Source organism: Streptomyces fuscichromogenes, assembly GCF_014645815.1.
In the GTDB taxonomy this organism is placed as follows: Bacteria; Actinomycetota; Actinomycetes; order Streptomycetales; family Streptomycetaceae; genus Streptomyces; species Streptomyces fuscichromogenes.
This window is the reverse complement of the sequence record NZ_BMML01000021.1, coordinates 66,488-89,457: the sequence shown is the minus strand read 5'-3', so window position 1 is coordinate 89,457 and position 22,970 is coordinate 66,488. Positions and strand designations below refer to the sequence as shown.

21 protein-coding genes are annotated in these 22,970 nt (G+C 71.3%); 11 read left to right on the top strand and 10 right to left on the bottom strand.

What is annotated here, in order from left to right; all coding sequences use genetic code 11:
* The 3 genes from IEZ11_RS35755 to IEZ11_RS35745 all read right to left on the bottom strand — a co-directional run bounded on the left by IEZ11_RS35755 (position 1) and on the right by IEZ11_RS35745 (position 4,369).
* Complete coding sequence (locus IEZ11_RS35755; protein WP_189267132.1) at positions 1–1,296, bottom strand: glycosyltransferase family 2 protein; 1,296 nt, start codon at positions 1,294–1,296, stop codon at positions 1–3.
* Positions 1,297–1,683: 387 nt separating this feature from the next.
* Positions 1,684–3,753 carry a thioredoxin domain-containing protein gene (locus IEZ11_RS35750; RefSeq protein ID WP_189267131.1) on the bottom strand — a complete coding sequence of 690 codons (2,070 nt, stop codon included), beginning with the start codon at positions 3,751–3,753 and terminating at the stop codon, positions 1,684–1,686.
* The gene (locus IEZ11_RS35745) at positions 3,701–4,369 is read right to left on the bottom strand and encodes an ArsR/SmtB family transcription factor (RefSeq protein WP_189267130.1); all 669 of its coding nucleotides are present in this window, start codon (positions 4,367–4,369) and stop codon (positions 3,701–3,703) included. The genes IEZ11_RS35750 and IEZ11_RS35745 overlap by 53 nt, the downstream gene beginning before the upstream one ends.
* 200 nt (positions 4,370–4,569) lie before the next feature.
* Here IEZ11_RS35745 and IEZ11_RS35740 point away from each other — a divergent pair, with 200 nt between their 5' ends.
* A complete protein-coding gene (locus IEZ11_RS35740; RefSeq protein ID WP_229713561.1) occupies positions 4,570–4,983 on the top strand; it encodes a hypothetical protein in 414 nt (137 codons plus the stop codon).
* A gap of 128 nt (positions 4,984–5,111) precedes the next feature.
* A complete protein-coding gene (locus tag IEZ11_RS35735) occupies positions 5,112–8,312 on the top strand; it encodes a tetratricopeptide repeat protein (RefSeq protein ID WP_189267129.1) in 3,201 nt (1,066 codons plus the stop codon).
* Between the two features lie 32 nt (positions 8,313–8,344).
* Here IEZ11_RS35735 and IEZ11_RS35730 read toward each other — a convergent pair whose 3' ends face one another.
* A complete protein-coding gene (locus tag IEZ11_RS35730; protein WP_189267128.1) occupies positions 8,345–8,575 on the bottom strand; it encodes a hypothetical protein in 231 nt (76 codons plus the stop codon).
* Positions 8,568–9,449 (bottom strand): mycothiol conjugate amidase Mca, encoded by an 882-nt coding sequence (gene mca, locus IEZ11_RS35725; protein ID WP_189267127.1) that lies wholly within the window; start codon positions 9,447–9,449, stop codon positions 8,568–8,570. The genes IEZ11_RS35730 and mca overlap by 8 nt, the downstream gene beginning before the upstream one ends.
* 105 nt (positions 9,450–9,554) lie before the next feature.
* On the opposite strand from mca, the gene IEZ11_RS35720 reads away from it, so the two are divergent.
* From IEZ11_RS35720 to IEZ11_RS35700, 5 genes are all read left to right on the top strand, one after another.
* Positions 9,555–9,953 (top strand): DUF4307 domain-containing protein, encoded by a 399-nt coding sequence (locus IEZ11_RS35720; protein ID WP_189267126.1) that lies wholly within the window; start codon positions 9,555–9,557, stop codon positions 9,951–9,953.
* A 168-nt stretch (positions 9,954–10,121) separates the two neighbouring features.
* Positions 10,122–10,622: a transcription elongation factor GreA gene (gene greA / locus IEZ11_RS35715; RefSeq protein WP_189267125.1), complete on the top strand. Its 501-nt coding sequence runs from the start codon at positions 10,122–10,124 to the stop codon at positions 10,620–10,622.
* A 114-nt stretch (positions 10,623–10,736) separates the two neighbouring features.
* Entirely contained in the window at positions 10,737–11,561 is an 825-nt protein-coding gene (locus IEZ11_RS35710) for an FAD binding domain-containing protein (RefSeq protein ID WP_189267124.1), read from the top strand.
* A 21-nt stretch (positions 11,562–11,582) separates the two neighbouring features.
* Positions 11,583–14,300 carry a molybdopterin-dependent oxidoreductase gene (locus IEZ11_RS35705; protein WP_189267123.1) on the top strand — a complete coding sequence of 906 codons (2,718 nt, stop codon included), beginning with the start codon at positions 11,583–11,585 and terminating at the stop codon, positions 14,298–14,300.
* Between the two features lie 5 nt (positions 14,301–14,305).
* Complete coding sequence (locus IEZ11_RS35700; protein ID WP_189267122.1) at positions 14,306–15,280, top strand: antibiotic biosynthesis monooxygenase; 975 nt, start codon at positions 14,306–14,308, stop codon at positions 15,278–15,280.
* Between the two features lie 56 nt (positions 15,281–15,336).
* Here IEZ11_RS35700 and IEZ11_RS35695 read toward each other — a convergent pair whose 3' ends face one another.
* Positions 15,337–16,266: an NADP-dependent oxidoreductase gene (locus IEZ11_RS35695; RefSeq protein WP_189267121.1), complete on the bottom strand. Its 930-nt coding sequence runs from the start codon at positions 16,264–16,266 to the stop codon at positions 15,337–15,339.
* A 102-nt stretch (positions 16,267–16,368) separates the two neighbouring features.
* Here IEZ11_RS35695 and IEZ11_RS35690 point away from each other — a divergent pair, with 102 nt between their 5' ends.
* Positions 16,369–16,758: a winged helix-turn-helix transcriptional regulator gene (locus tag IEZ11_RS35690; protein WP_189267120.1), complete on the top strand. Its 390-nt coding sequence runs from the start codon at positions 16,369–16,371 to the stop codon at positions 16,756–16,758.
* 42 nt (positions 16,759–16,800) lie between these two features.
* Here IEZ11_RS35690 and IEZ11_RS35685 read toward each other — a convergent pair whose 3' ends face one another.
* The 3 genes from IEZ11_RS35685 to ilvA all read right to left on the bottom strand — a co-directional run bounded on the left by IEZ11_RS35685 (position 16,801) and on the right by ilvA (position 20,052).
* Positions 16,801–17,580 carry an ABC transporter permease gene (locus IEZ11_RS35685; RefSeq protein ID WP_229713569.1) on the bottom strand — a complete coding sequence of 260 codons (780 nt, stop codon included), beginning with the start codon at positions 17,578–17,580 and terminating at the stop codon, positions 16,801–16,803.
* 17 nt (positions 17,581–17,597) lie between these two features.
* Positions 17,598–18,614: an ATP-binding cassette domain-containing protein gene (locus IEZ11_RS35680; RefSeq protein ID WP_189267118.1), complete on the bottom strand. Its 1,017-nt coding sequence runs from the start codon at positions 18,612–18,614 to the stop codon at positions 17,598–17,600.
* A 208-nt stretch (positions 18,615–18,822) separates the two neighbouring features.
* Positions 18,823–20,052, bottom strand: coding sequence for a threonine ammonia-lyase (gene ilvA / locus IEZ11_RS35675; protein WP_189267117.1), 1,230 nt, complete (start codon positions 20,050–20,052; stop codon positions 18,823–18,825).
* 163 nt (positions 20,053–20,215) lie between these two features.
* On the opposite strand from ilvA, the gene IEZ11_RS35670 reads away from it, so the two are divergent.
* The 3 genes from IEZ11_RS35670 (at position 20,216) to IEZ11_RS35660 (ending at position 21,764) form a co-directional block, all read left to right on the top strand.
* Positions 20,216–20,716, top strand: a complete 501-nt coding sequence (locus IEZ11_RS35670; protein WP_189267116.1) for a MarR family winged helix-turn-helix transcriptional regulator — start codon at positions 20,216–20,218, stop codon at positions 20,714–20,716.
* A gap of 296 nt (positions 20,717–21,012) precedes the next feature.
* Positions 21,013–21,519, top strand: coding sequence for a sigma factor-like helix-turn-helix DNA-binding protein (locus IEZ11_RS35665; protein ID WP_189267115.1), 507 nt, complete (start codon positions 21,013–21,015; stop codon positions 21,517–21,519).
* A complete protein-coding gene (locus IEZ11_RS35660; RefSeq protein ID WP_189267114.1) occupies positions 21,516–21,764 on the top strand; it encodes a hypothetical protein in 249 nt (82 codons plus the stop codon). The genes IEZ11_RS35665 and IEZ11_RS35660 overlap by 4 nt, the downstream gene beginning before the upstream one ends.
* Before the next feature lie 5 nt (positions 21,765–21,769).
* On the opposite strand, the gene IEZ11_RS35655 is transcribed toward IEZ11_RS35660, so the two are convergent.
* Entirely contained in the window at positions 21,770–22,927 is a 1,158-nt protein-coding gene (locus tag IEZ11_RS35655; RefSeq protein WP_189267113.1) for a cystathionine gamma-synthase, read from the bottom strand.
* Positions 22,928–22,970 lie beyond the last annotated feature (43 nt).

The window sequence follows — 22,970 nt, the reverse complement described above, 5'->3', positions numbered from 1 at the left end:
TCAGATCACCTCGGGCTGGAGGGCGGAGTGGCTCTGACCGCCGCCGGCGGATCCGGAGAGGGTGGCCGCGCTCTGGCCCTCGCCCCCGATGCTGGTGCTGCTGCGGGTGAGCCAGCCCTGCTTGTTCATGGTGACGAAGGCGTACAGCTTGATCGGCAGCGAGATCATGATGATCACGAGGGCCGTCAGCGGCAGCAGGAGGATCTCCTGCGGGTGCCTGCGCAGGTGCGAGTAGCCCCGGACGGCACGGCCCAGCAGCAGCCAGATCAGGGTGAGGACGATGCCGCGGCCGCTGAAGTCCAGCCGGCTCAGCAGCAGATAGCCGAGGGCCATGCCCATGGTGACCGGGGTCAGCAGGATCTGCAGGACCGTGATCTTGGTGACCAGCGGGACCCGCCATAGCCAGCCCTTGTACACCGCGGTGAGGTAGCACCGGTAGGAGTTGCGGCTCCACCGGACGCGCTGCTTCACGAAGGCCCGGAAGGACGACGGGAACATGGAGATCGCCCGCGCGGAGGACTGGTGCACGGTCTTGTAGCCCGAGGCGAGCACCAGCCAGGTCAGCCTGCCGTCGTCGCCCGCCACACAGCGGCGGCCGAGGAAGAACTCGTTCTCCAGGTTCTCCAGCACGGGCATGACCGCCGCGCGGCGGTAGGCGGCGGTACGGCCGGACAGACAGGCCACCGCACCGGCCCGGCCCATGGCCGGAACGTAGTCGTAGTAGCGGAGGTTGACCAGCCAGTCGGCGATACGGCGCCAGACGCTGGTCGTGCGCTGGTGGACGTTCTGCTGGGTGCCGACCCCGCCGACGGTCGGATCGGCGAAGGGCATCTGCACGGCGTCCAGCAGCCCCGGCTCCCAGCGGGTGTCGGAGTCCGCCAGGACGAGGACCTCGCCTGTGGCGGCGCGCATGCCGACGCCCAAGGCGGAACGTTTCCCCCTGTGCTCGAAGGCGAGCACCCGGACCCGGGGATCCTCCACCAGCGACAGCCGGTGCAGTACCTCGTGGTCCTCCACGTCGGGAACGATGATGATCTCAGCCGGATCCTGGGCGAGCCAGCTCTCCAGGCACTCCAGCAGGATCTCCGGGTCTTCCCGGTAGGCCGGGACCACGACGGAGACGGTGGTACGGAAGTCGTTGACGACCGGCTTGGCGAATCGGGAGAGCACTGCCCGGTACAGCCAGAGCGCCCAGACGAACAGTCCGGCAAGCCCCAGCGGCATCAGCTCTCGCCACGATGTTTCCCCCACAGCCTCGACGATCCACGACCAGACCTGGTCGAAGAACTCGGACACTGTTGCGTTCTCCCCCCCCACATAACATGACTGCCACGGCCCGAAACAAGACAGAACCGGGCACTGCTCCAGCGATGCTAGGGGCCCTTGGGTGAACAGCGATCACACATGACGCTAACTTCACTCACGAAGTCTTCACGCCTACCCCGCCCCAACTGTGATGGTGCGTCACACCCGTCACAGCACGAGGTGGATCCTATGAGGACTATGTGAAGAGTGTGAACTCTTCTGATCAATGACATGTTTCAGGACGACGATCGCCCCGCCGGACGGGCGCTGTCAGACACGCCCCGTCAGACGCGCCCCGAAAGGGGCGCGGGGAACTGCGCGAGCAACCCCCACCCACCCGCAGCCGGACAACGTACCCCCCTCGGACTTCCGCGGGCATCAGCCCCCGAGTGCCGCCCTCAACCGCTCCGGATCAGTGGTCGGCGCGTCACACGTGAAGTTCCGGCATACGTACGCCGCCGCCTCCCCACCGACCAGCGGTCGGCCGGCCAGCAACGGGAACTCATCGCTCTCCGGAGTCCCCACGGCGACGACCGCACCGGGTGCGGTACCGAGAAGCGCCGTACGGTGCAGGGCGATCGCACCGCCGTCCCGGTCGCCCGGTCCGACGATCGCGACCTCGCGCGGACCGTCGAGCAGCGCCTCGGCGACCGCGAGCCCCCAGCCGACGAAGCGCGGCACGCGCGGTCCGAGCGTCCGGACGATCCCCAACGCCCTTTCCGCGGCGGTGCGATGGGGTTCGGAGCCGGTGTGGGCCGCATAGCCGAGCAGCGCGCCGGCCGCGGCGCTCCAGCCGGAGGGCGTGGCGTTGTCGGTCGGGTCCTGCGGCCGGCGGATCAGCCGCTCGGCGTCGGCGGCGGTGTCGTAGAGGGCACCGCTCTCCGGGCTCTCCCGGTCGGTGAAACGGGCCAGCACCTGGTCGAGCAGGAGCCCGGCGAACTCCAGCCAGACGCCCTCGCCGGTCACGGACGCGAGCGCGAGGAAGCCCTCGGCGACATCGCCGTAGTCCTCCAGCACACCCGAGTTGGCGCCGGCCCTGCCGTCCCGGCTGGTGCGGGTGAGCCGCGCATGGTCGTCGAGATGGAGCCGTACGAGGAGATCGGCGGCGCCGACCGCGGCCTCGACCAGGTCGGGGCGGTCGAAGTAGGCGCCGGTCTCGGCGAGCGCGGCGACGGCGAGGCCGTTCCAGGCGGCGACGACCTTGTCGTCACGGCCGGGTGCGGGGCGCTCCGCGCGGGCGGCCAGCAGCCGCCGCTTCGCGGACTCGATCCGCTCGGCGTCGAACACGCCTTCCTGCTGCGGGAGTTGCAGGACCGACTGGCCGTGCTCGAAGGTGCCTTCCGCGGTGACGCCGAAGTACTGGGCGGCGAGGTCCGCGTCCTCGCCGAGGACCTCCTGGAGCTGGGCGGGCGTCCACACGTAGTACGCGCCCTCGACGTGCCGCCCGCTCCCGTCGTCGCTGTCGGCGTCCAGCGCCGAGGCGAACCCGCCCTCGGCGGTGCGCAGTTCGCGGACCATGAAGTCGGCGGTCTCCAGGGCGACCCGGCGGGCGAGCTCGGACCCCGTCGCCCGCCACAGGTGGGCGTACACCCGGCAGAGCAGGGCGTTGTCGTAGAGCATTTTTTCGAAGTGCGGTACGACCCAGTCGCGGTCGACGGAGTAGCGGGCGAAGCCACCGCCGAGCTGGTCGTAGAGGCCGCCGCGGGCCATCCGCTCACAGGTGTCCACGGCCATCTGCAGCGCGCCCTCGGAACCGGTCCGGGCGTGGTGGCGCAGCAGGAACTCGATGACCATGGACGGCGGGAACTTGGGGGCGCCGCCGAATCCGCCGCGCTGCGGGTCGTACTCGCGGGTGAGCCCGAGCAGCGCCTGCGCGAGCTCCCCCTCACCGGGCGGCCGGCCGCCCTGGTGCCCGAGCTCCCGCTGGGCCAGATCACGGACGATCTTCCCCGCGACCTCGGCGACCTCGTCCCGCCGGTCGCTCCAGGCGGCCCGGACCCCCTCCAGCACCTGCCGGAAGGAGGGCATGCCGTGGCGGGGAGCGGGCGGGAAGTACGTGCCGAAGTAGAAGGGTTCGGCGTCCGGCGTGAGAAACACGGTCATGGGCCAGCCACCCTGCCCGGTGGCGGCCTGCACGGCCTCCATGTAGACGGCGTCGACGTCCGGCCGTTCCTCACGGTCGACCTTGACGCTGACGAAGTGCTCGTTGAGGTAGCCGGCGGTGGCCTCGTCCTCGAAGGACTCGTGGGCCATCACATGGCACCAGTGGCAGGAGCTGTACCCGACGCTCAGCAGGACGGGCTTGTTCGCGGTCCGCGCGGCCTCGAAGGCTTCGGCCGACCAGGGCCACCAGTCGACGGGGTTGTCGGCGTGCTGGAGGAGGTACGGGGACGTCTCATGGGCCAGTCGGTTCACCCTCCCACTCTCCCACGGGGTCCGGCGCCGCATAGAAGCGCAGGTTGACCCGGCGCGCCCCGCCGGGGGCGGTCTCGCCGGGGTGGCCGTAACGGTCGAGGAGTTCCTGGTAGCCGCGGACGAAGGCGTGCAGTTCGTCCATGGTCATCCAGGTGCCCGCGCGCCGGACCTGGGCCCAGCCGTCCGGTCCCCGGTACTCCCGGTGGGCACGGCGGAACAGGCGGGTGTCCAGCTCGATCTTCAGCAGGGCGAGTTGCTCGGCCGCCGCGTACTCCTGCGGGGCCATCGTGGCCGGGTCGGGTGTGGTGTGCCTGAACGGCAGGCTCCGCCACCAGCGTTCCCGGCCGCCCGACTTCTCCGGGATCTCCTCGATGAGCCTCTGCTCGGCGAGTTTGCGCAGGTGGTAGCTGGTGGTGCCGGAGCTCTCGCCGAGTTCGCGGGCGAGCACCGTGGAGTTGGCCTCGCCGTGCCGGCCGAGGTAGTCGAGGATCCGGCGGCGCAGGGGGTTGCCGAGGGACTTGTAGAGGGCGGTGCGCTCCAGGCCGGTCAGCTCGCCGGGTACGTCGGTCAGCTCGGCGGGTGCGGCGGGCGTCTCGGGGTCTGCGGCGGGGTCGGGCGCTCCGCCCGTCGGGGGCGTGCCGTCGGTCATGCGGCCACCGTAACCCTGAGAACCCTGAGACATCCCTGAGCCTCCCCCGATGTTCGCCGAATTTCCTTTGCAGAATTTTCTCTGCGGTCTAGCGTGAAAGCAATGGCGCGTGATCCACGGCATCCGCGCATCCGGAACAGGACGAGGGGGCTCGGATGTTGAGGTGGTTCGCGGGGAGGCCGACGACGAAGGCGCACGGGATGAAGCGGACGAGGCTGCTGAAGAGGTGGGCACTGATCCTTCTCGGATCGTCCGCCGTGCTGCTCGTGCCGTGGATGGTGGTGCTGGCGCTGACCCTGCCCACCAGGACCGAGGTGCACAACTGGTCGGTGGCCTGGATCGGGCTGGACGTCCTGATGGCGGCGGGCTGCGCGGCGACGGCCGTGCTGGGCCTGCGGGGCGACGCCCGGGCCCGCCTCACGGCGTCGGCGACGGCATCGGTCTCACTCCTGGACGCGTGGTTCGACATAACGACGTCCGCGGTGGGCACGGAGCTGCTGGAGGCGTTGGCCAGCGCCGTGGCGGAGGCGGGGCTCGCGGCGGCCTGCGTGTACCTGGCGCTGTCCAAGGGATGGGGCCGGATGACCGGCCGCCCCGGCGAGACCGCCCGATAGCCGGGACGTCCGGCGGCCGGCACCACCACCGAACCCTCACCGATCGCCTGATCGTCGCCCCCTCGCCATCGGAACCCTTCGCAAGGACACTTGTAGACAAAGGAGTTGCTGCCGGAGGGGGACGGGACATGCGGGACGCCCATCGGGCGGAAGCCGATCGGCTGCTGGTGCGGGCCGTGGAGGAGGAGGTCCGCCGTTCGGGCGGCCGTGTCGACGGACAGGTGCTGCTGTCCCGCGCGCGCGGCGGGCTGGAGGAGATGGAGCGGACGGCCGCCGAGGAGTACACGGCGTACACCCACGCACTCGACGAGACGGAGGCGGGCCGGCCGAGCTTCGGCCGCCGCTACGCCAAGGAGGGCGCCGGAACTCCCCTGCTGGTCGCGGCCGTCGCGGCGGTCGCCGCCACCGTCGCCGACCTCTCCCTGGGCACCGGGGCGGCCACCGCCCTGGGCGCGGGCGTGGCCGTCGGAGTGATCGGCGCGGCCGCCACGGTCGTCAAGGTCGCCGGTTCCCATCTGCCCGCCGCCCATCACCACGCGGGCGCGGCCGGTCAGCCCGGCGGTCCCGAGCAGCTGCGGCTGCAGTGGCTGACCGCGCTGGAGGTGCGGGGCATCCGGCCGTTCCTCGACCAGCAGCGGATGCTCAGCGCCTCCACGGGCCCCAAGAAGCAGAGTCCCGGGCTGCGCGGCGCGGACAAGAGCGCGGCGGCCCGCAGGCGTACGGTCCTGCAGCAGTCGTTCGGCCAGCTCCCCGACGCGGACGGTCCGTTCGCCGGCCGGCAGCAGGAGCTGGCGCGGATCCGGCAGTGGGCGCAGGCGGCCCGCGCGGCCACCGAGACCCGTCCGACGGTCGTGGTCCTGCACGGCGAGTCCGGCTCCGGCCGCACCGCCCTCGCGGTCCGGGCCACCCACGAGCTGAAGGACCTCTTCCGGGGTGCGGTCGTCGTGGACCTGCGCGGCGACAGCCAGGACGAGCCGCCGCTGCCCACCCGGGACGCCCTGCTGCACCTGCTCAACCGGCTGGGCGCGCCGCGCGAGCAGTTGCTGTTCCGTGAGCGCTCCTCCGCCGACCAGCAGGTCAAGCGGCTGAGCGAGCTGTACCACCAGCACCTCACGGGTCTCGCGGTGACGATCGTGCTGGACGACGCCTCGGACCCCGAACAGGTGCGCACCCTGGTGCCGGAGCGCTCCGACAGCCTGGTCCTGGTCACCGCCCGGGACCGGCTCGACCTCCCCGCAGACCTGCCGGCCTGGGTGCACCGGCTGCCGGTCACGGCGCTGGACGCGGCCGGCGCGGAGGAGCTGCTGGACGCGGCGGCCCAGGACACGTCGGGACCGTACGACGCGCAGTCCACGGACCGGATCCGGGAGTTGTGCGGCGGGCTGCCGCTGGCGCTGCGGGTGGCGGGCTCGTCGCTGGGCTCGCGTTCACCGCTCCGGCTCGCCACCGACCTGGGCGCGTACGGTCCGGTCGGGCCGGTGGAGCGGGTGCTGTGGCTGCGGTACACCGACCAGCCGGAGACCGGGCGCCGGCTGCTGAGAAGGCTGGCGCTGGCGGGCCGGGCCTCGATGGGCGCGGCGGCCGCGGCCGCCCTGCTGGGCGCGGACGAGGCGGAGGCGACCCGTCACCTGGTCACGCTCAGCCGGGCCGGACTGGTCGACCACGTCCGCGGCAGCCGCTACCGCCTGCACGACCTGGTCCGCTCCTTCGCCCAGGCCCGTCTCCTGGACGAGGAGACCCCGGCCGAGCGCACGGCGGCGCAGGAGCGGCTGATCGTGAACTACGCGGAACTCGCCGACTCCGTGCTGCGCCTGGTCGACGGCAACATGTCGACCCGTTCGGACCGGTTCAGCCCGCACGGGTTCACCTCGCTCGACGAGGCGCTGCGCTGGCTGGACGACGAGTCGAGCTTCATCACGGCGGCCCTGCGGCACGCGGACGGCGTCGACCAGGCGGCCGTGCAGAACCTGCTGGGCGCGCTGTGCGACTACTGCCTGCTGCGCGGCGACCTCTACCGGCTCGGTGAGATCAGCGAGCTGGCCCAGACCGTCGACCAGGGTCTCCTGGTCCGCTCGGTGCAGTGGCGTACCGGTATCGCGGCCCGTCAGCTGGGCGAACTGGACAAGGCCCGCACCACCCTCACCTCCGTCGTCGACCTCTACCTGGAGGCGCATCACGACGCCGGCGCGGCCCGCGCGCTGTGCTCGCTCGGGATCACCCTGCACCACCAGGGCAACCTCACCGAGGCGGCGGCCAAGCTCCAGGAGGCCCTGGACCTCCAGGCCGTCCCCGAACTGGCCACCGACCGGGCGTGGACGATGCACGCCCTGGCCGCGGTGCAGCGCGACCGCGCCCGGCTGCCGGAGGCCCTCGACCTGCTCACCCGCTCGCTCGTCCTGCACCGGGAGGGCGGCTCGGTGCACGGCGAGGCCTGGGCACACTTCCAGCTCGGTCAGCTGGTGCTGCGCATGGGCGACGTACCGCGCGCGGAGCGGGAGCTCGCAGCCGCGCTGGACCGCTACGGCCGTACCCGCGACGCCCGGGGCGAGGCCTGGGCGCTGACCCAGCTGGCCCGGGCCCGGCTGGTGGACGGTGACGCCTCGCCCGCGGTCGACGGCCTGCGCCGGGCGGCTGCGCGGCACCGCGAGAACGAGGACGCGCGGGGCGAGGCCTGGACGGTCTACTACCTGGGCCAGGCCCTGGAGGAGACCGGCACCCTGGACCAGGCGGTCCGCGAGCTGGAGCGCTCGCGCACGATGTTCTCCCGGATGCGGGACGTCTACGGCCTGGCCTGCGCCCGCCATCACTCGGCCCGTGTCACCCGCGACCAGCGGGCCGCCCAGACCGGCTCGCTGCGCAACTCCGGTTTCGCCCGCCAGCTCCTGGTCGACGCGCGTACCGACTTCCAGCGCATCGGCGTGGTGCACGGCGAGGCCTGGACCTGCCTGGAGCTGGCCGTCGTCGACGCCGGCAACACCCGCACCCAGCAGGCCCTCACGCTGTGCGACGAGGCGGTCGCCCTGTTCACGTCGTACGGCGACCTGCGCGGCGAGGACTGGGCCCGTTTCCTGCGCTGCACCCTGTTCCCCTACGCCGCGCCCGGCGGCGTGGAGGTGGGCACCGCCGTCGCCCAGGAGGAGCTGGCCCAGCTCGCCCGCGCCGCCCATCCGCTGCGCGACGAGAAGCTGACCGAGTACGTCACCGCGTACGGCGTGCTCCTGGAGCGCGGGGTGCACCTGGAGTCGGGCTGGCAGGCCTGGCGGCTGGGCATGGTGCCGAACCGGCACGCCCGCGAGGTGATGGGCGTGCCGGTACCGGCCGGGGCGTGACGCCGGTCAGCCCCTGCGGTCGGCCCCTGCGGTCAGCCTTTGCGGTCGGCCGGGGTCCCGGAGTCCGCCCCGCTGCGGGCGGACTCCTTGAAGTCGACCTTCTGCATGTGCTTGTTCATGGACTTCATCAGACCCCAGACCGCCAGGGCCATCACCGCGAAGACGATGAAGCCGAGGACGCCGGGGGTGACCTTGTTCTCGTCGACCTCCTTGGCCAGGGGGACGAGGTGCGTCAGTGCCAGGCTTGCGCTCATGTCAGGCATTGTCGCGGATGCCCGCAAAGAGGTCGTCCTCGGGGAGGGAGGTATCGACGAGCGACTTCGCGAGCTCGTACTCCTCGGTCGGCCAGACCGCCTTCTGGAGGTCCATCGGCACCTTGAACCAACCGCCCTCCGGGTCGATCTGCGTGGCGTGCGCGATGAGCGCCTTGTCCCGGATCTCGAAGAAGTCCGCGCACGGGATGTGCGTGGTCAGCGTGCGCTCGGTGCGCTCGAACTCGCTCCACCGCTTCAGCCAGTCCCCGTACGGGGACTCCAGGCCGCGGTCCAGCATGGCGTGGTGCAGCGCCTCGGTGCGCGGGCGGTTGAAGCCCTGGTTGTAGTACAGCTTCCGCGCCTGGAAGACCGGCCCGAACTCGGCCTCGGGGTACTTCTCGGCGTCCGCCGCGCCGTCGAAGGCCACCATCGAGATCTTGTGGGTCATGATGTGGTCGGGGTGCGGGTAGCCGCCGTTCTCGTCGTAGGTGGTGATCACCTGCGGGCGGAACGCGCGGATCTTGCGCACCAGCTCGCCGGCCGCCTTGTCGACGTCCTCCAGGGCGAAGCAGCCCTCGGGCAGCGGCGGCAGCGGGTCGCCTTCGGGCAGACCCGAATCGACGAAGCCGAGCCACTCCTGCTTGACGCCGAGGATCTCCCGGGCCTCGTCCATCTCCTTCTTGCGGACCTCGTGGATGTGCTCCTCGATGTACTCGTCGCCCTGGAGCTTGGGATTGAGGATGGAGCCGCGCTCCCCGCCCGTGCAGGTCACGACCAGCACGTCCACCCCCTCGGACACGTACTTCGCCATGGTGGCCGCGCCCTTGCTCGACTCGTCGTCGGGGTGGGCGTGGACGGCCATCAGTCGCAGCTGGTCAGTCAAGACTCAATCCTCGGTAACTCGGCGCCCCGGTAGCTCGGGGGCGATCGGCGGCTTCTATAGTGACCGAATCGGGGGGCGAATAATTCCGGGGTCCGGAGGACGATCATGAGTACCGCGAGCACGCGGCTGCCCGAGGGCCGTTACGGCAGCTCCTCGGACGAGCGCGCCGACCGCAGACTCAAGGTCGCCGGCGCGGTCCTGGGGGCCCTGCTGGTCGTCCTGGTCGGCTACCTGGCCTACCACTACGTGGTGCAGAACAAGATCAGCGCCCAGGTCATCACCTTCGACGCCTCGGACAACGCGGTCAAGGTACATCTGGAGGTCCACAAGGACTCCGGCGCCTCCGGCTACTGCACGCTGCGCTCCCAGGCCGCGGACGGCTCCGAGGTGGGCCGGGCGGACTTCCACTTCACCGGTTCCGCGACCGAGATCGACCGTTTGGTCACGCTCCGTACGACGGCCCGGGGCACCACGGCGGAGCTGCTCGGCTGCCACGCCGACTGACGTCAGCCTGAATACGTAGGCACTGACCTGCGTTGACGTGATTCTGATGGCTTATGTCCTCCCCCTTCCGCCGTTGAATTGTTAGGCTCGTGGTTTCGCCCATCCATGAAGGAACATGCTTCTGGGTAGGGCGATGCTTTGTATTCCCAGTACCGACGAGGAGCACCTGTGACCCAGACCAGCGAGAACGTCACCTGGCTGACCCAGGAGGCGTACAACCAGCTCAGGGCCGAGCTGGAGTACCTGTCTGGTCCTGCGCGCACGGATATCGCCGCCAAGATCGCGGCCGCGCGCGAGGAGGGCGACCTGCGCGAGAACGGCGGGTACCACGCGGCCAAGGAGGAGCAGGGCAAGCAGGAGCTCCGTGTGCGCCAGCTGACCCAGCTCCTGGAGAACGCCAAGGTCGGCGAGGCCCCGGCGTCCGCGGACGGCGCCGTCGCGCCCGGCATGGTGGTGACCATCGCCTTCGACGGCGACGAGGACGACACCATGACCTTCCTGCTGGCCTCGCGCGAGTACGCGAGCGCCGACGTGGAGACGTACTCCCCGCAGTCCCCCCTGGGCACCGGGGTGATCGGCCACAAGGTGGGCGAGGACGCGGAGTACGAGCTGCCGAACGGCAAGAAGGCCTCGGTGCGGATCCTGAAGGCCGAGCCCTACTCGGGCTGACCCGGACAGAGACCTGCCCCCGGCGTCCACGGGACGCCGGGGGCGTTGTCGTACCACGGGGGTAAACTGGGGCAAAGGTTTCGGTGCCCGTCTGTCCCGTAGGTCAGGGTTCCCATGGACCTCAACACCATCACCGAAGTCGTCCGGCGACCGCCCGAGCGGCCGGGCACGCAGTGGCGGCAGGGCGACGCCTGGCTCGCGGGCGGTACGTGGCTCTACTCCACGGAGCAGCCGGACCTGCGACGGCTGCTCGATCTGACGGCCCTGGGCTGGGAACCCCTTGTCCCGAGGGACGACGGACTGGAGATCGGCGCCACCTGCACCATCCGCGAGCTGTACGCCTTCCCGTGGCCCCTGAGCTGGACCGCCGGGGACCTCTTCCGGAGAAGCTGTGAGGCGTTCCTGTCCTCGTTCAAGGTCTGGAACGCGGCGACCGTCGGCGGCAACATCTGCCTGTCCCTGCCCGCCGGTCCGATGATCACGCTGACGGTGGCGTTGCAGGCGCGGTACGAGCTGTGGGCGCCCGACGGCTCCGTGCGCTTCGTCGACGCCCTCGACTTCGTCACCGGCGACCACCGCAACGTGCTCGCCCCCGGGGAGATCCTGCGGCGCGTCGTCGTCCCCGGGCACGCCCTGCGCAGGCGCACCGCGCACCGCCGTTTCACGCTGACCCGGCTCGGCCGTTCGACGGTGTTCCTCGTCGGCACGCAGCGGCCGGGCGGCAACGACCTGCTGCTCACCGTCTCCGCCGGCACCGTCCGACCGGTCCGCATCGCCTACGGCTCCCTGCCCGATGCCCGGACCCTGCGGCAGAGCATCGACGACCTGCCGGCCGACGTCTGGTTCGCCGATCCCAACGGGACCCCTGACCACCGCCGGCATCTGACCCGGCACTTCGCCGAGGAGATCCGCCACGAACTGATGGCCGGGGACCTGTGAACCGGAGGCTGGGGACCTGTGATGAGCTATCTCGTGAACGGCGCGGAGTTCGACCGGGAGCCGGCCCCCGGCCAGTGTCTGCGCACCTTCCTGCGCGAACTCGGCCACTTCGGCGTCAAGAAGGGCTGCGACGCCGGCGACTGCGGCGCCTGCACGGTGTGGCTGGACGGTGTCCCCGTCCACAGCTGCGTCACCCCCGCGTTCCGCGCGGCCGGCCGGCCGGTGACCACGATCGAGGGGCTCGGCCGGCCCGGCGCCCCGCACCCCGTGCAGCGGCGGTTCGAGGACGCCCCGGGGTTCCAGTGCGGTTTCTGCACCGCGGGGATGATCATGACGTCGGCGGCCCTCACCGAGGAGCAGAAGGCCGATCTGCCCCGGGCGCTGAAGGGCAACCTGTGCCGCTGCACCGGGTACCGGGCGATCGAGGACGCCGTGAAGGGCGTCCGCGGGGTGGAGACGGCGGCACCCGGCAAGGCGGTCGGGACGAGCGTGGGCGCGCCCGCGGGCCGTGACGTGGTGACCGGGCACGCCGAGTTCACCATGGACACCCGGATCGAGGGCATGCTGCACCTGAAGGTGCTGCACTCCCCGCACGCGCACGCCCGGATCCTCTCGGTCGACAAGCTCGCCGCGCTCGCGGTGCCCGGCGTGCACCGGGTCTACACCTGGGAGGACGTGCCGCGCAGACGCTTCACCACGGCGATCCACACCGACCACCTGGTCGACCCGGACGACACCTACATCCTCGACGACACGGTCCGCTTCGTCGGGCAGCGGGTCGCCGCGGTGCTGGCCGACACGGTCGCGGCGGCCGAGGAGGGCTGCCGGCGGCTCGCGGTCGGGTACGAGGTGCTGCCGGCGGTGTTCGACCCGGAGGCGGCGATGGCCGACGGCGCGCCCCAGGTGCACGGCTCGGACGATCCGTTCGTCCGCGACCCCGTCCACAACGTCCTGCTCGAACTCCACTCGCACATCGGCGACGTCGACGCGGGGTTCGCCGCGGCGGACGTGATCCACGAGGGCACGTACTCCTCGCCGCGGGTGCAGCACGCGCATCTGGAGACCCATGGCTCGATCGCCTGGCTGGCGGACGGCCGGCTGCACGTCCGCACCAGTTCGCAGTCGCCGTCGATCGCGAAGGTCAAGCTGGAGTACCTGTTCGCGCTCCGCCCGGACCAGGTGCGGGTGTTCTGCAAGCGCGTCGGCGGCGGGTTCGGCGGCAAGCAGGAGGTGATCACGGAGGACCTGGTCGCGCTCGCCGCCCTGGACACCGGGCGGCCCGTCTGTCTGGAGTTCACCCGCGAGGAGGAGTTCACCACGGCCTCGCCGCGGCATCCGATGACCCTGACGGTCAGGCTCGGCGCGAAGGCCGACGGCACGCTCACCGCGTTCCAGGTGCGCAACGTCTCGAACACCGGCGCCTACGGCAACCACGGCGGCGAGACCCTGTACGCGGGCGGCGCCGCCGTCATGATCTACCGCTGCCCCAACAAGAAGTACGACGCGTACTCCGTCTACACGAACACCGTGCCGAGCGGGGCCCTGCGCGGCTACGGGATGACACAGCCGGCGTTCGCCGTGGAGTCGGCGATGGACGAGCTGGCCCGTGCCCTGCACCTGGACCCGCTGGAGCTGCGCCGCCGCAACATCGTGCGGCCGGGCGAGCCCCTGGTCGCCCTGCACGACGGCCCCGACGACGTGGTCTTCACCGAGGACGGACTGGCCAAGTGCATCGACCTGGTGGCCGCGGCACTGGCCCGTACGGCCCGCCGGCCGCCCCCCGGCCCGGAGTGGTTCGTCGGCGCCGGCGCGGCGAGCTCCCTGCACGAGACCGCACCCCCGACGGAACACGTCTCCGAGGCCTGGGTCACCCTCGGCGACGATCTCGTCTACGAACTGGCCGTCGGGACCGTCGAGTTCGGGGAGGGCACCTCCACGGCCCAGGTCCAGATCGCGGCCGGCCAGCTGGGCACGACGCCGTCCCGGATCCGTCTGGTGCAGTCCGACACCGACCGCACCGGCTTCGACACCGGCGCCTTCGCCAGCGCGGGCCTCTTCGTGGCGGGCAACGCGGTCCTGCGGGCGGCAGGCGCCGTGCGCGACCGGATCCTGGACTTCGCCGCCGCGTACACCGGCGTCCATGTCGTGCTGTGCACCCTGGACGACGACGGTGTCGTCTGCGGGGACCGGCGGGTGTCGCTGGCCGAACTGGTCGCGTCGGCCCGCGCGCGCGGCATCCGTTTCACCGCCGCCCGCAAGGCGTACGGCTCGCCCCGGAGCGTCACCTCCAACACCCAGGGGTTCCGGGTCGCCGTGCACCGTGTGACGGGTGAGATCCGGATCCTGTACAGCGTGCAGGCGGCGGACGCCGGGGTGATCATCAACCCGGCGCAGGTCCGGGCCCAGATAGAGGGCGGTGTCGCGCAGGGGATCGGCTTCGCGCTGACCGAGAACCACCACATCGACGGCAACGGCGTCATGACCAACCCGAACCTGCGCAACTACCGCATCCCCAGCTATGCCGACATCCCCCGTACCGACGTCCTCCTGGTGGGCTCGACGGACTCGGTGGGCCCCATGCGGGCGAAGGGGATGGCGGAGTGCTGTATCAACCCGGTCGCCCCCGCCCTCGCGAACGCGGTGCACGACGCCACGGGCGTCCGCTACCGCGCGCTGCCGCTGACCCCGGAACGCGTGTACGGCCGACTCCCTGCGGAGCAGTCGGTGTCGACGGGCTGACGACCATGAACACCGAGAAGAACGTGGCCTCCGCGGCGACGGCGATCATCGGCCAGAAGGTCCTGCCGGGACGGGAGCGGGAGTTCGAGTCGTGGCAGGAGGACCTCAACACCGCGGCCGCCTACTACCCCGGGTTCCTCGGCGCCGAGATCTCCCCGCCGACCCCGCTGCAGCCCGACTGGGTCATCGTGTACCGGTTCAACTCGGTGGCCCATCTGCAGGCGTGGATCAACAGCGGGACCCGGCAGACGTATCTCGACGCCGGCGCCCAGTACTTCGACGGCCCGGCGACCCAGCAGGTGGTCAGCAGCGGCACCCGGTCACTGGATCCGCTGGTCACCGTGGTGGTCACGCACCGCGTCCGCCCGAACCAGGTAGACGACTTCCTCGACTGGCAGCGGCGCATGGTCCAGGCGGAGAGCAGGTTCGAGGGGTTTCGCGGGACCGAGCTGTTCCGGCCCATCGAGGGTCTCCAGGAGGACTGGACCACGCTGTACCGCTACGACAGCGCCGAGCACCTCGAAGCCTGGCTGACGTCGCCCGAGCGGCAGGAGGTCCTGGCCGAGGGCGAGAAGTTCAGCGACTTCGAGCTCCGGACGATCGACAACTCGTTCGGCAGCTGGTTCGCCTTCGAGGGCAACGGCAGGGAGAAACCGCCACCGCCCTCCGAGACCAGGACCTCCCTCGCCATCTGGGTCGGCCTCTACCCGACCGTCGTGCTGCTGACGCTGGCCCTGTCCCCGCTGCATCTGCGGCTGTGGATCGGCCTGCTCGTGGGAAACCTGCTGTCGAGTTTCCTCATGAGCTTCCTGACCATGCCCTACTACGTGAACCCGCTGCTCGGGCGCTGGCTGCGGCGACCGCCGGACGAGGCGCCGGTCCGGAGCGATCTCCGCGGCCTGGGTGTCGTCGCGGCGACGATGGTCTTCTGGGCCGTGGTCTTCTACCTGGTCACGGTGCGGTTCTGGACGCTGCCCTGACCGGCGGCGCCCGCGGATCGTCCCCCTGGCGCGGCCGGCCCTGCCCGATGTCGTCTTCAGACGGTGAGGACGAGCTTGCCCTGGAGGTGACCGCCGTCGAGCAGCCGGTGCGCGTCGGCGACACGCTCGAACGGGAACGTCTCCTGCACGTGGACCCGGAGCCTGTCCTGTTCGACGAGTCCGACGAGACCTCGCAGGGCGACCGGATCGGGGTCGACCCCGATGCCGCTGAAGCGCATGCCGGCCGCCTCGTACCTGGCGATGAGTGCCGCGTCCTCCTCGGCGACCGCCGTCACCAGGTGCCCGCCCGGTCGGAGCACTTCGAGCGACCGCGCGACGGTGTCGCCGCCGATCGTGTCGAGCACGACGTCGACGTCGCGGACCGCCTCGGTGAAGTCGACCGCCGTGTAGTCGATCACCTCGTCGGCGCCGAGTTCCTCGACGAACTTCCGCCTGCTCCCGCGGGCGGTCGTGATCACGTGCGCGCCGAGCGCCTTCGCGATCTGGATGGCGACATGACCGACCCCGCCGGCACCGCCGTGGACCAGGACACGGTCTCCCTCCCCCACGCCGCCGAGGTCGACGAGGCCCTGCCACGCCGTCAGCCCGACGACCGGCAGCGCCGATGCCTCCACGTGCGAGAGCGACGCCGGCTTGCGCACCAGGTGCAACGCCGGTGCCGACACGACCTCGGCGTACGCGCCCGCCGCCCGCGGGAACAGCGGCATCCCGAACACCTCGTCGCCGGGGCGGAACCGCCACGTCCCCGCCGCGTCCTCGACCACGCCGCTGATGTCCCAGCCGAGCACGAACGGCGGCCGGCCGATCAGCGGGAACTCCCCGGCGCGCAGACGCGCCTCCAGCGGGTTCAGCCCGATCGCCCGGACCCGGACGAGGACCTCGGTCGGAAGGGGCCGGGGCTCGGGCGCGTCCACGACGGTGAGCACCTCGGGACCGCCGAGCCTCTCCTGGGTGATGACTCGCATGACTCTCCTGGATTCTGTGGAGTTCGCGGAGGAAGACGAGAACCCAGGCTATGAACCCGACAGGCACCGGCAGGTGCCTCCGGCGCGGGTACCTTGGGCGCCATGAGCGGTTTCGGTCCCGGTGATCCGTTCCTCGCCGACTGCCCGGCGCGTCTGGCGGTCGAGCTGATCGCCGACAAGTGGACGGTGGTCGTGCTCTACGGCCTCAGCGAGGGCCCGGTGCGCCATGGCGAGCTGATCGAGCTGATCGGCGGCATCTCCCGCAAGATGCTCACCCAGACGCTGCGACGGCTCGAAGCGCACGGCCTCGTCCGCCGCCACGCCTACGCCGCGGCGCCGCCCCGTGTCGAGTACGAACTCACCCCGCTCGGGGCGACGCTGATCGATCCGATCCACATGCTGACCGAGTGGGCGAGGGCGCACGGCGACGCGGTACTCGACGCGCTCGATGCGCGCGACGCCGCTCCGGAGCCGGTCGCCCACGACGACTGAGGCACCACCGTCAGTGGCAGCGGCTTCTCAGGAGAGTTGTGCTCAGCCGGCCGCCCGACGGTACTTGCGGACCGCGAGCGTGCGGAAGGCCAGGATGATCACGACCGACCAGATCAGCGAGGCCCAGACCGGGTGCTGCATGGGCCAGGCACTGGACGCGTTGAAGCCCGGCGGAAGGTTGCCGAACAGCTCACGGCACGCCTGCACGGTGGCGCTGAACGGGTTCCACTCCGCGATGTGCCGCAGGAAGGTCGGCAGGTGGCTCGCGTCGACGAACGCGTTGGAGATGAACGTCAGCGGGAACAGCCAGATCAGACCGCCCGAGGTCGCCGCCTCCGGGGTGCGCACGGTCAGGCCGATGAGCGCACCGATCCACGAGAACGCGTACCCGAGCAGCAGGAGCAGGCCGAAGCCGGCGAGCACCTTGCCGATGTTCTCGTGCGTGCGCCAGCCGACTGTCAGCGCGACCACCGCCAGCACCACCAGGGTGAGCGCCGTCTGCACCAGGTCGGCCAGGGTCCGCCCGGTCAGCACCGCACCACGGGCCATCGGCAGCGACCGGAACCGGTCGATGAGGCCCTTGTGCATGTCGTCGGCTATGCCCGCGCCGGCGCCCGCCGTGGCGAAGGTGACGGTCTGGGCGAAGATCCCGGCCATCAGGAACTCACGGTAGGCCTGGGTGGAGGTGGACGAGCCGACCGTGATCGAGCCGCCGAACACGTAGGTGAACAGCACCACGAACATGATCGGCTGGATCAGCCCGAAAATGAGCATCTCAGGGATCCGGCCCATGCGAATCAGGTTTCTGCGGGCCACGACCATGGAGTCGTTCACTGCGCTCACTTCGCGGTCTCCTTGCGGGTGTTCTTCTTGTTGCCCTGCTTGTTGCCCTGCTCGCCGTTGCCCTCGGGCTTCTCCTCGGCCACGTGACCGGTCAGGGAGAGGAAGACGTCGTCGAGGGTGGGGCGGCGCAGGGCGATGTCGTCGATCTCGATGCCCCGGGAGTCCAGCTCGCGGATGACCTCGGCGAGCAGCTTGGCGCCGCCGGTGACGGGCACGGTGAGTCTGCGGGTGTGCTCCTCGACGGTGGTGTCGCCCTTGCCGAAGCCGCCCAGCACCTCGGCGGCGGTGCTGATGTGCTCGCGCTCGTGCACCACGACCTCGACGCGCTCGCCGCCGGTGCGGGCCTTGAGTTCGTCGGAGGTGCCCTGGGCGATGACCTTGCCGTGGTCGACGACCGCGATGTCGTGGGCGAGGTGGTCCGCCTCTTCCAGGTACTGGGTGGTGAGCAGCAGGGTCGTACCGCCGGAGACCAGCTGCTTGATGACCTCCCACAGCTGCTGGCGGTTGCGGGGGTCGAGGCCGGTGGTCGGCTCGTCCATGAACATCACCGGCGGGGAGACGACCAGCGCGGCGGCCAGGTCGAGGCGGCGGCGCATGCCGCCGGAGTAGGTCTTGGTGGGGCGGTCGGCGGCGTCGGTGAGGTGGAACTGCTCCAGCAGCTCGACCGCGCGGGCCTTGGCCTGCTTGGCCCGCATCTGGTACAGCTGGCCGACCATCTGGAGGTTCTCGCGGCCGGTGAGGTACTCGTCGACCGCCGCGAACTGTCCGGACAGGCCGATGGAACGGCGCACGGCGTCCGGATGTCCGAGCACGTCCACCCCCGCGACGACCGCCCTGCCGCTGTCGGGGCGCAGGAGGGTCGTCAGGCAGCGGACGGCCGTCGTCTTGCCCGCGCCGTTCGGCCCGAGCAGTCCCAGGACCGTGCCTTCGGGGACATCGAGGTCGACGCCGTCCAAAGCCCTTACGTCACCGAAGGTCTTGACCAGGCCTTCGGCATAGATGGCGCCTGGCATATGGGTCTCCACGTCGTCGGGGTCTCTGCGAGAAAGGGGTAGATGTGCGGCCCTCGGCCCGCCTATGGTTTTCCGCCGGAGCAGTGGCGGGCGGAGGCGTGGGCGTGGGCAGCCACGACCACGCGACACACCATAACGCGATGTATCGCGTCCGTCGACAGGTTTTCTCGAACGAGTGAATGAACAGGGACCGGCCTGGACGTGCCCCTCAGTCGATGACCGTGTATCCGGCCCCGCGCAGAGCCTGCTGGACCTCGACGCAGTGCTCCGGTCCCTTGGTCTCCAGGAGCAGCTCCACCTCCGCCTCGGTGAGCCCGAGCCGGGGGTCGGTCCTGACATGGCCCACGTCGAGGACGTTGGCGTCCGCCACCGACAGCACTCCGAGGAGCGCGGCGAGGGCGCCGGGACGGTCGGTCAGCCGCAGCCGCACGGCCAGGTAGCGGCCCTGCGCGGCCATGCCGTGCCGCAGCACCCGCTGCAGCAGCACCGGGTCGACGTTGCCGCCGGACAGCACCGCGACGACCGGTCCGGCGAAGGCACCGGGCTCGCCGAGCAGCGCCGCGACCGGGCTGGCCCCGGCCGGTTCCACGACCATCTTGGCCCGCTCCAGGCACAGCAGCAGCGCGGCGGACAAATGGTCCTCGCTGACCGTGCGGACCTCGTCGACCAGTTCCTCGACGATCGCGAACGGCACGTCACCGGGCCGTCCGACCTTGATGCCGTCGGCCATCGTCGCCGGGTGCGCCACGGTGACCGGGCGCCCGGCCGCCAGCGAGGGCGGATACGCGGCCGCGCCCGCCGCCTGGACGCCGACGATCCGCACGTCCGGCCTGACCGCCTTCACCGCGACCGCGATCCCGGCCGCGAGTCCGCCGCCGCCGACACCGACGACGATCGTGCCGACCTCGGGGCACTGGTCCAGGATCTCCAGCCCGACCGTGCCCTGGCCGGCGATGACGTCCGGGTGGTCGAAGGGGTGGATGAACACCGCGCCGGTCTCGGCCGCGTACTCCTGGGCGGCGGCCAGCGTCTCGTCGACCACCTGGCCGTGCAGCCGCACCTCGGCGCCGTACTCCCGGGTTGCGCTGATCTTGGGCAGCGGGGCGCCCTGGGGCATGAACACCGTCGAGTGCACACCGAGCAGCGACGAGGCGAGCGCCACGCCCTGCGCGTGGTTCCCGGCGCTCGCGGCCACGACTCCGGCGGCGCGTTCCTCCGGCAGCAGGCCGGCGATCCGGACGTAGGCGCCGCGCAGCTTGAAGGAACCGGTCCGCTGGAGGTTCTCGCACTTGAGGTGCACCGGCGAGCCGACCAGCCGGGACAGATGCCTGCTGCCCTCCATCGCGGTCACCCGCGCCACGCCCGTGAGCATCTTCTGGGCACCGCGCACATCGTCGAGGGTGACGGGACGCAAGGAGTCAGCCGTGCTGTAGCTCATGACTCAAGTCTCGCAGTTCACAGGCCGATGGCGCGGGTGTGACCAAGCTCCGAGACCGGTTTGCGCAGCGCCGGTACGGCTCGCCCCCTGTCCGCGTACTCTGTCCCCCACATCAGCACTCCTTTCATGAAGTGAGCCCCCCGCCATGCCCACAACACCTGAAATGTCGATGGACATGACGACCGTCGGTGACAGCGGTCTTCTCGACACGCTTCAGCACGAGGTGGCGGTGTTCGCCCGACGTGCCGAACAGACCCGGCTCGGCGGCGTCGGCCAGGTGCGCAACTCCATGGACCGCGCCGCGTATCTGCTGCTCAACCGTCTCGACAAGGAAGGCCCCATGGGGGTCAAGGCGCTCGCCGCGAGCATGGGGATCGACTCGTCCACGGTCACCCGGCAGGTGGCTCCGCTGGTCGACACCGGGCTCGTCAAGCGCACCTCGCACCCCGAGGACGGCCGGGCCGTGGTGCTCCAGCTGTCCCCGCGCGGGCTGTCGCGACTGGAGGAAGTGCGGTCGTCGCGGCGCCAGTTGATGGCGGAGCTGACCCAGGACTGGGAGCCGGCGGAGCGCGAGACGTTCTGCGCGCTGCTCACCCGCTTCAACAGCGCGCTGTCCGCGCGGATGGCCGTACCGCCGAGCCCGGACACCACCCCGGCCTCCTGACCGGCCCTCCACGCCGCCTCGGGCTTTCCGACCCTCCGGCCCCCGGACTTCCGGTCCCCCGGCCTCAGTCCCGGCCTGCCGGCCCTGAGGCCCCGGTCCCGGCCTTTCGGCCTTCCGGTCTTTCGGCGGGCACGTACAACCCCGGGGCTTCCCCTGGTATCCGCGGTATCCGCGGTATCCGCGCATCCGCCACGCGCGCGTGGCGCGCGGCTCTTGACCGTGGGCCCGCCCCTGGCCTCATATGAGACCGGGCCCCGTCGTACCCGTGTGCGGGGCCCGGCAGTCGGGGAGGCACGGTGCGCGATCGGCAGGCGTTGCAGGACGCCCGCCGGGCCCGGGAGTTCGAGGCGTTCGTCGCGGGCGCGGCAGGACGGCTGCTGCATGCCGCCACCCTGCTGACCGCCGAGGCGCCGGACGACAACCCCCGCGCGCGCCGCCTGCTGACCCTCGCGCTCGCGCACACGTACGCGTACTGGGACCGGCTGCGCGGCGAGGATCCGTACGACCGGGCGCGTCAGCACCTCGCCCTGCGCTTCGCGAACTCCGCCTGGCACCAGTACGGCGGCCCGCTCAGCCGCACCCGCCCGCACCCCCGCAGCGCCCTGGCCGCGCTCACCCCCAGGGAACGCCTGATCCTGGTGCTGCGGATGTACGAAGGGGTTGCCGAGGAGCAGACGGCGGCGCTGCTCGGCATGCCCACGGAGCGCGTGCACGCCCTCTGCGACCGGGCGACGGCCACCCTGCTGCATCCGCCGCGGAAGGCGGCGGCCACGGTACTGGGGGCGAAGGTGGCACCGTCGTGAACCGCCTGGAACGCGAGGCCGCGACCCGCCGGATCATGGAACGGACCCCGCCCCCGGTACCGCCCGACCTCTACGGCGAGGTCCTGCGCCGGGGCGGCCGGATGCTGCGGCACCGGCGCCGGGCCCGCCGCCTGCTGTGGCTGCTGCTGTGCGCGGCGGCGGTGGCGTTCACGGTCTGGGCGGCGACGGCCCATCCGTGGGTGGAGCCGCCGTCCACGACGACCCCGCCCATCGTCGGCTGGTGAACCGCTCAGCCGAGGGCCCGCTGGAGGTCTTCCAGCAGGTCGTCGACGTTCTCGATACCCACGGACAGGCGCACCAGGTCGGCGGGCACCTCCAGGGCGGAACCGGCCGCCGAGGCGTGCGTCATCCGCCCCGGGTGCTCGATCAGGGACTCGACGCCGCCCAGGGACTCGCCGAGCGTGAACACCTTGGCACGGTTGCAGACCTCGACGGCCGCCTCCTCGCCGCCCGTGACCTGGAAGGACACCATGCCGCCGAACGCCTTCATCTGCTTGGCGGCGGTCTCGTGCCCCGGGTGCTCGGGCAGGCCCGGGTACAGGACCCGCGTCACGCGCGCGTGCCGGCTGAGCATGTCGGCGACCTTGGTGGCGTTCTCGCTGTGCCGGTCCATGCGCACCGCGAGCGTCTTGGTACCGCGCAGCACCAGCCACGAGTCGAACGGCCCGGCGACCGCGCCCATCGCGTTCTGGTGGTAGGCCAGCTCCTCGCCGAGCGTCTGGTCCGACACGATCAGCGCGCCGCCGACCACGTCCGAGTGACCGCCCATGTACTTCGTCAGGGAGTGCACGACGACGTCCGCGCCGAGCGCGAGCGGCTGCTGGAGGTAGGGCGTGGCGAAGGTATTGTCGACGACCAGCCGGGCGCCCGCGTCGTGCGCGACCTGGGCGACGGCGGCGATGTCGGTGATGCCGAGCAGCGGGTTGGAGGGGGTCTCCACCCAGACCGCCTTGGTCTTCGGGGTGATCGCGGCCCGCACGGCGGACGGGTCGCTGGTGTCGGCGACGGACCACTCCACGCCCCACCGGGAGACGACCTTCGCGAACAGCCGGAACGTGCCGCCGTAGGCGTCGTTCGGGATGACCACGTGGTCACCGGGGCTGAGCAGCGTGCGCAGCAGGGCGTCCTCGGCCGCCAGCCCGGACGCGAACGCGAGACCGCGCCGCCCGCCTTCGAGGGCGGCGAGGTTCTCCTCCAGGGCGGTCCTGGTGGGGTTGGCGCTGCGGCTGTACTCGTAGCCGCCGCGCAGGCCGCCGACGCCGTCCTGCTTGTAGGTCGAGACCTGGTAGATAGGCGGTACGACCGCACCGGTGAGGGGGTCCGCCGTGTTGCCCGCGTGGATGGCGAGCGTCTCGAAGTGCTGACTGATGTGGTGCCTGTCGCTCATGGTGGACGAGCCTAGTGCTACGGCGGCCCGCATGCGTTGTCCA

Coding starts and splice junctions, on each gene's coding strand:
- IEZ11_RS35750 (WP_189267131.1), bottom strand. CDS start 3,753: ATGCGGCGCCGGACCCCGTGGGAGAGTGGGAGGGTGAACCGACTGGCC.
- IEZ11_RS35745 (WP_189267130.1), bottom strand. CDS start 4,369: ATGACCGACGGCACGCCCCCGACGGGCGGAGCGCCCGACCCCGCCGCA.
- IEZ11_RS35740 (WP_229713561.1), top strand. CDS start 4,570: ATGAAGCGGACGAGGCTGCTGAAGAGGTGGGCACTGATCCTTCTCGGA.
- IEZ11_RS35735 (WP_189267129.1), top strand. CDS start 5,112: ATGCGGGACGCCCATCGGGCGGAAGCCGATCGGCTGCTGGTGCGGGCC.
- IEZ11_RS35730 (WP_189267128.1), bottom strand. CDS start 8,575: ATGCCTGACATGAGCGCAAGCCTGGCACTGACGCACCTCGTCCCCCTG.
- IEZ11_RS35720 (WP_189267126.1), top strand. CDS start 9,555: ATGAGTACCGCGAGCACGCGGCTGCCCGAGGGCCGTTACGGCAGCTCC.
- IEZ11_RS35710 (WP_189267124.1), top strand. CDS start 10,737: ATGGACCTCAACACCATCACCGAAGTCGTCCGGCGACCGCCCGAGCGG.
- IEZ11_RS35705 (WP_189267123.1), top strand. CDS start 11,583: ATGAGCTATCTCGTGAACGGCGCGGAGTTCGACCGGGAGCCGGCCCCC.
- IEZ11_RS35700 (WP_189267122.1), top strand. CDS start 14,306: ATGAACACCGAGAAGAACGTGGCCTCCGCGGCGACGGCGATCATCGGC.
- IEZ11_RS35695 (WP_189267121.1), bottom strand. CDS start 16,266: ATGCGAGTCATCACCCAGGAGAGGCTCGGCGGTCCCGAGGTGCTCACC.
- IEZ11_RS35690 (WP_189267120.1), top strand. CDS start 16,369: ATGAGCGGTTTCGGTCCCGGTGATCCGTTCCTCGCCGACTGCCCGGCG.
- IEZ11_RS35685 (WP_229713569.1), bottom strand. CDS start 17,580: ATGGTCGTGGCCCGCAGAAACCTGATTCGCATGGGCCGGATCCCTGAG.
- IEZ11_RS35680 (WP_189267118.1), bottom strand. CDS start 18,614: ATGCCAGGCGCCATCTATGCCGAAGGCCTGGTCAAGACCTTCGGTGAC.
- ilvA (WP_189267117.1), bottom strand. CDS start 20,052: ATGAGCTACAGCACGGCTGACTCCTTGCGTCCCGTCACCCTCGACGAT.
- IEZ11_RS35670 (WP_189267116.1), top strand. CDS start 20,216: ATGTCGATGGACATGACGACCGTCGGTGACAGCGGTCTTCTCGACACG.
- IEZ11_RS35655 (WP_189267113.1), bottom strand. CDS start 22,927: ATGAGCGACAGGCACCACATCAGTCAGCACTTCGAGACGCTCGCCATC.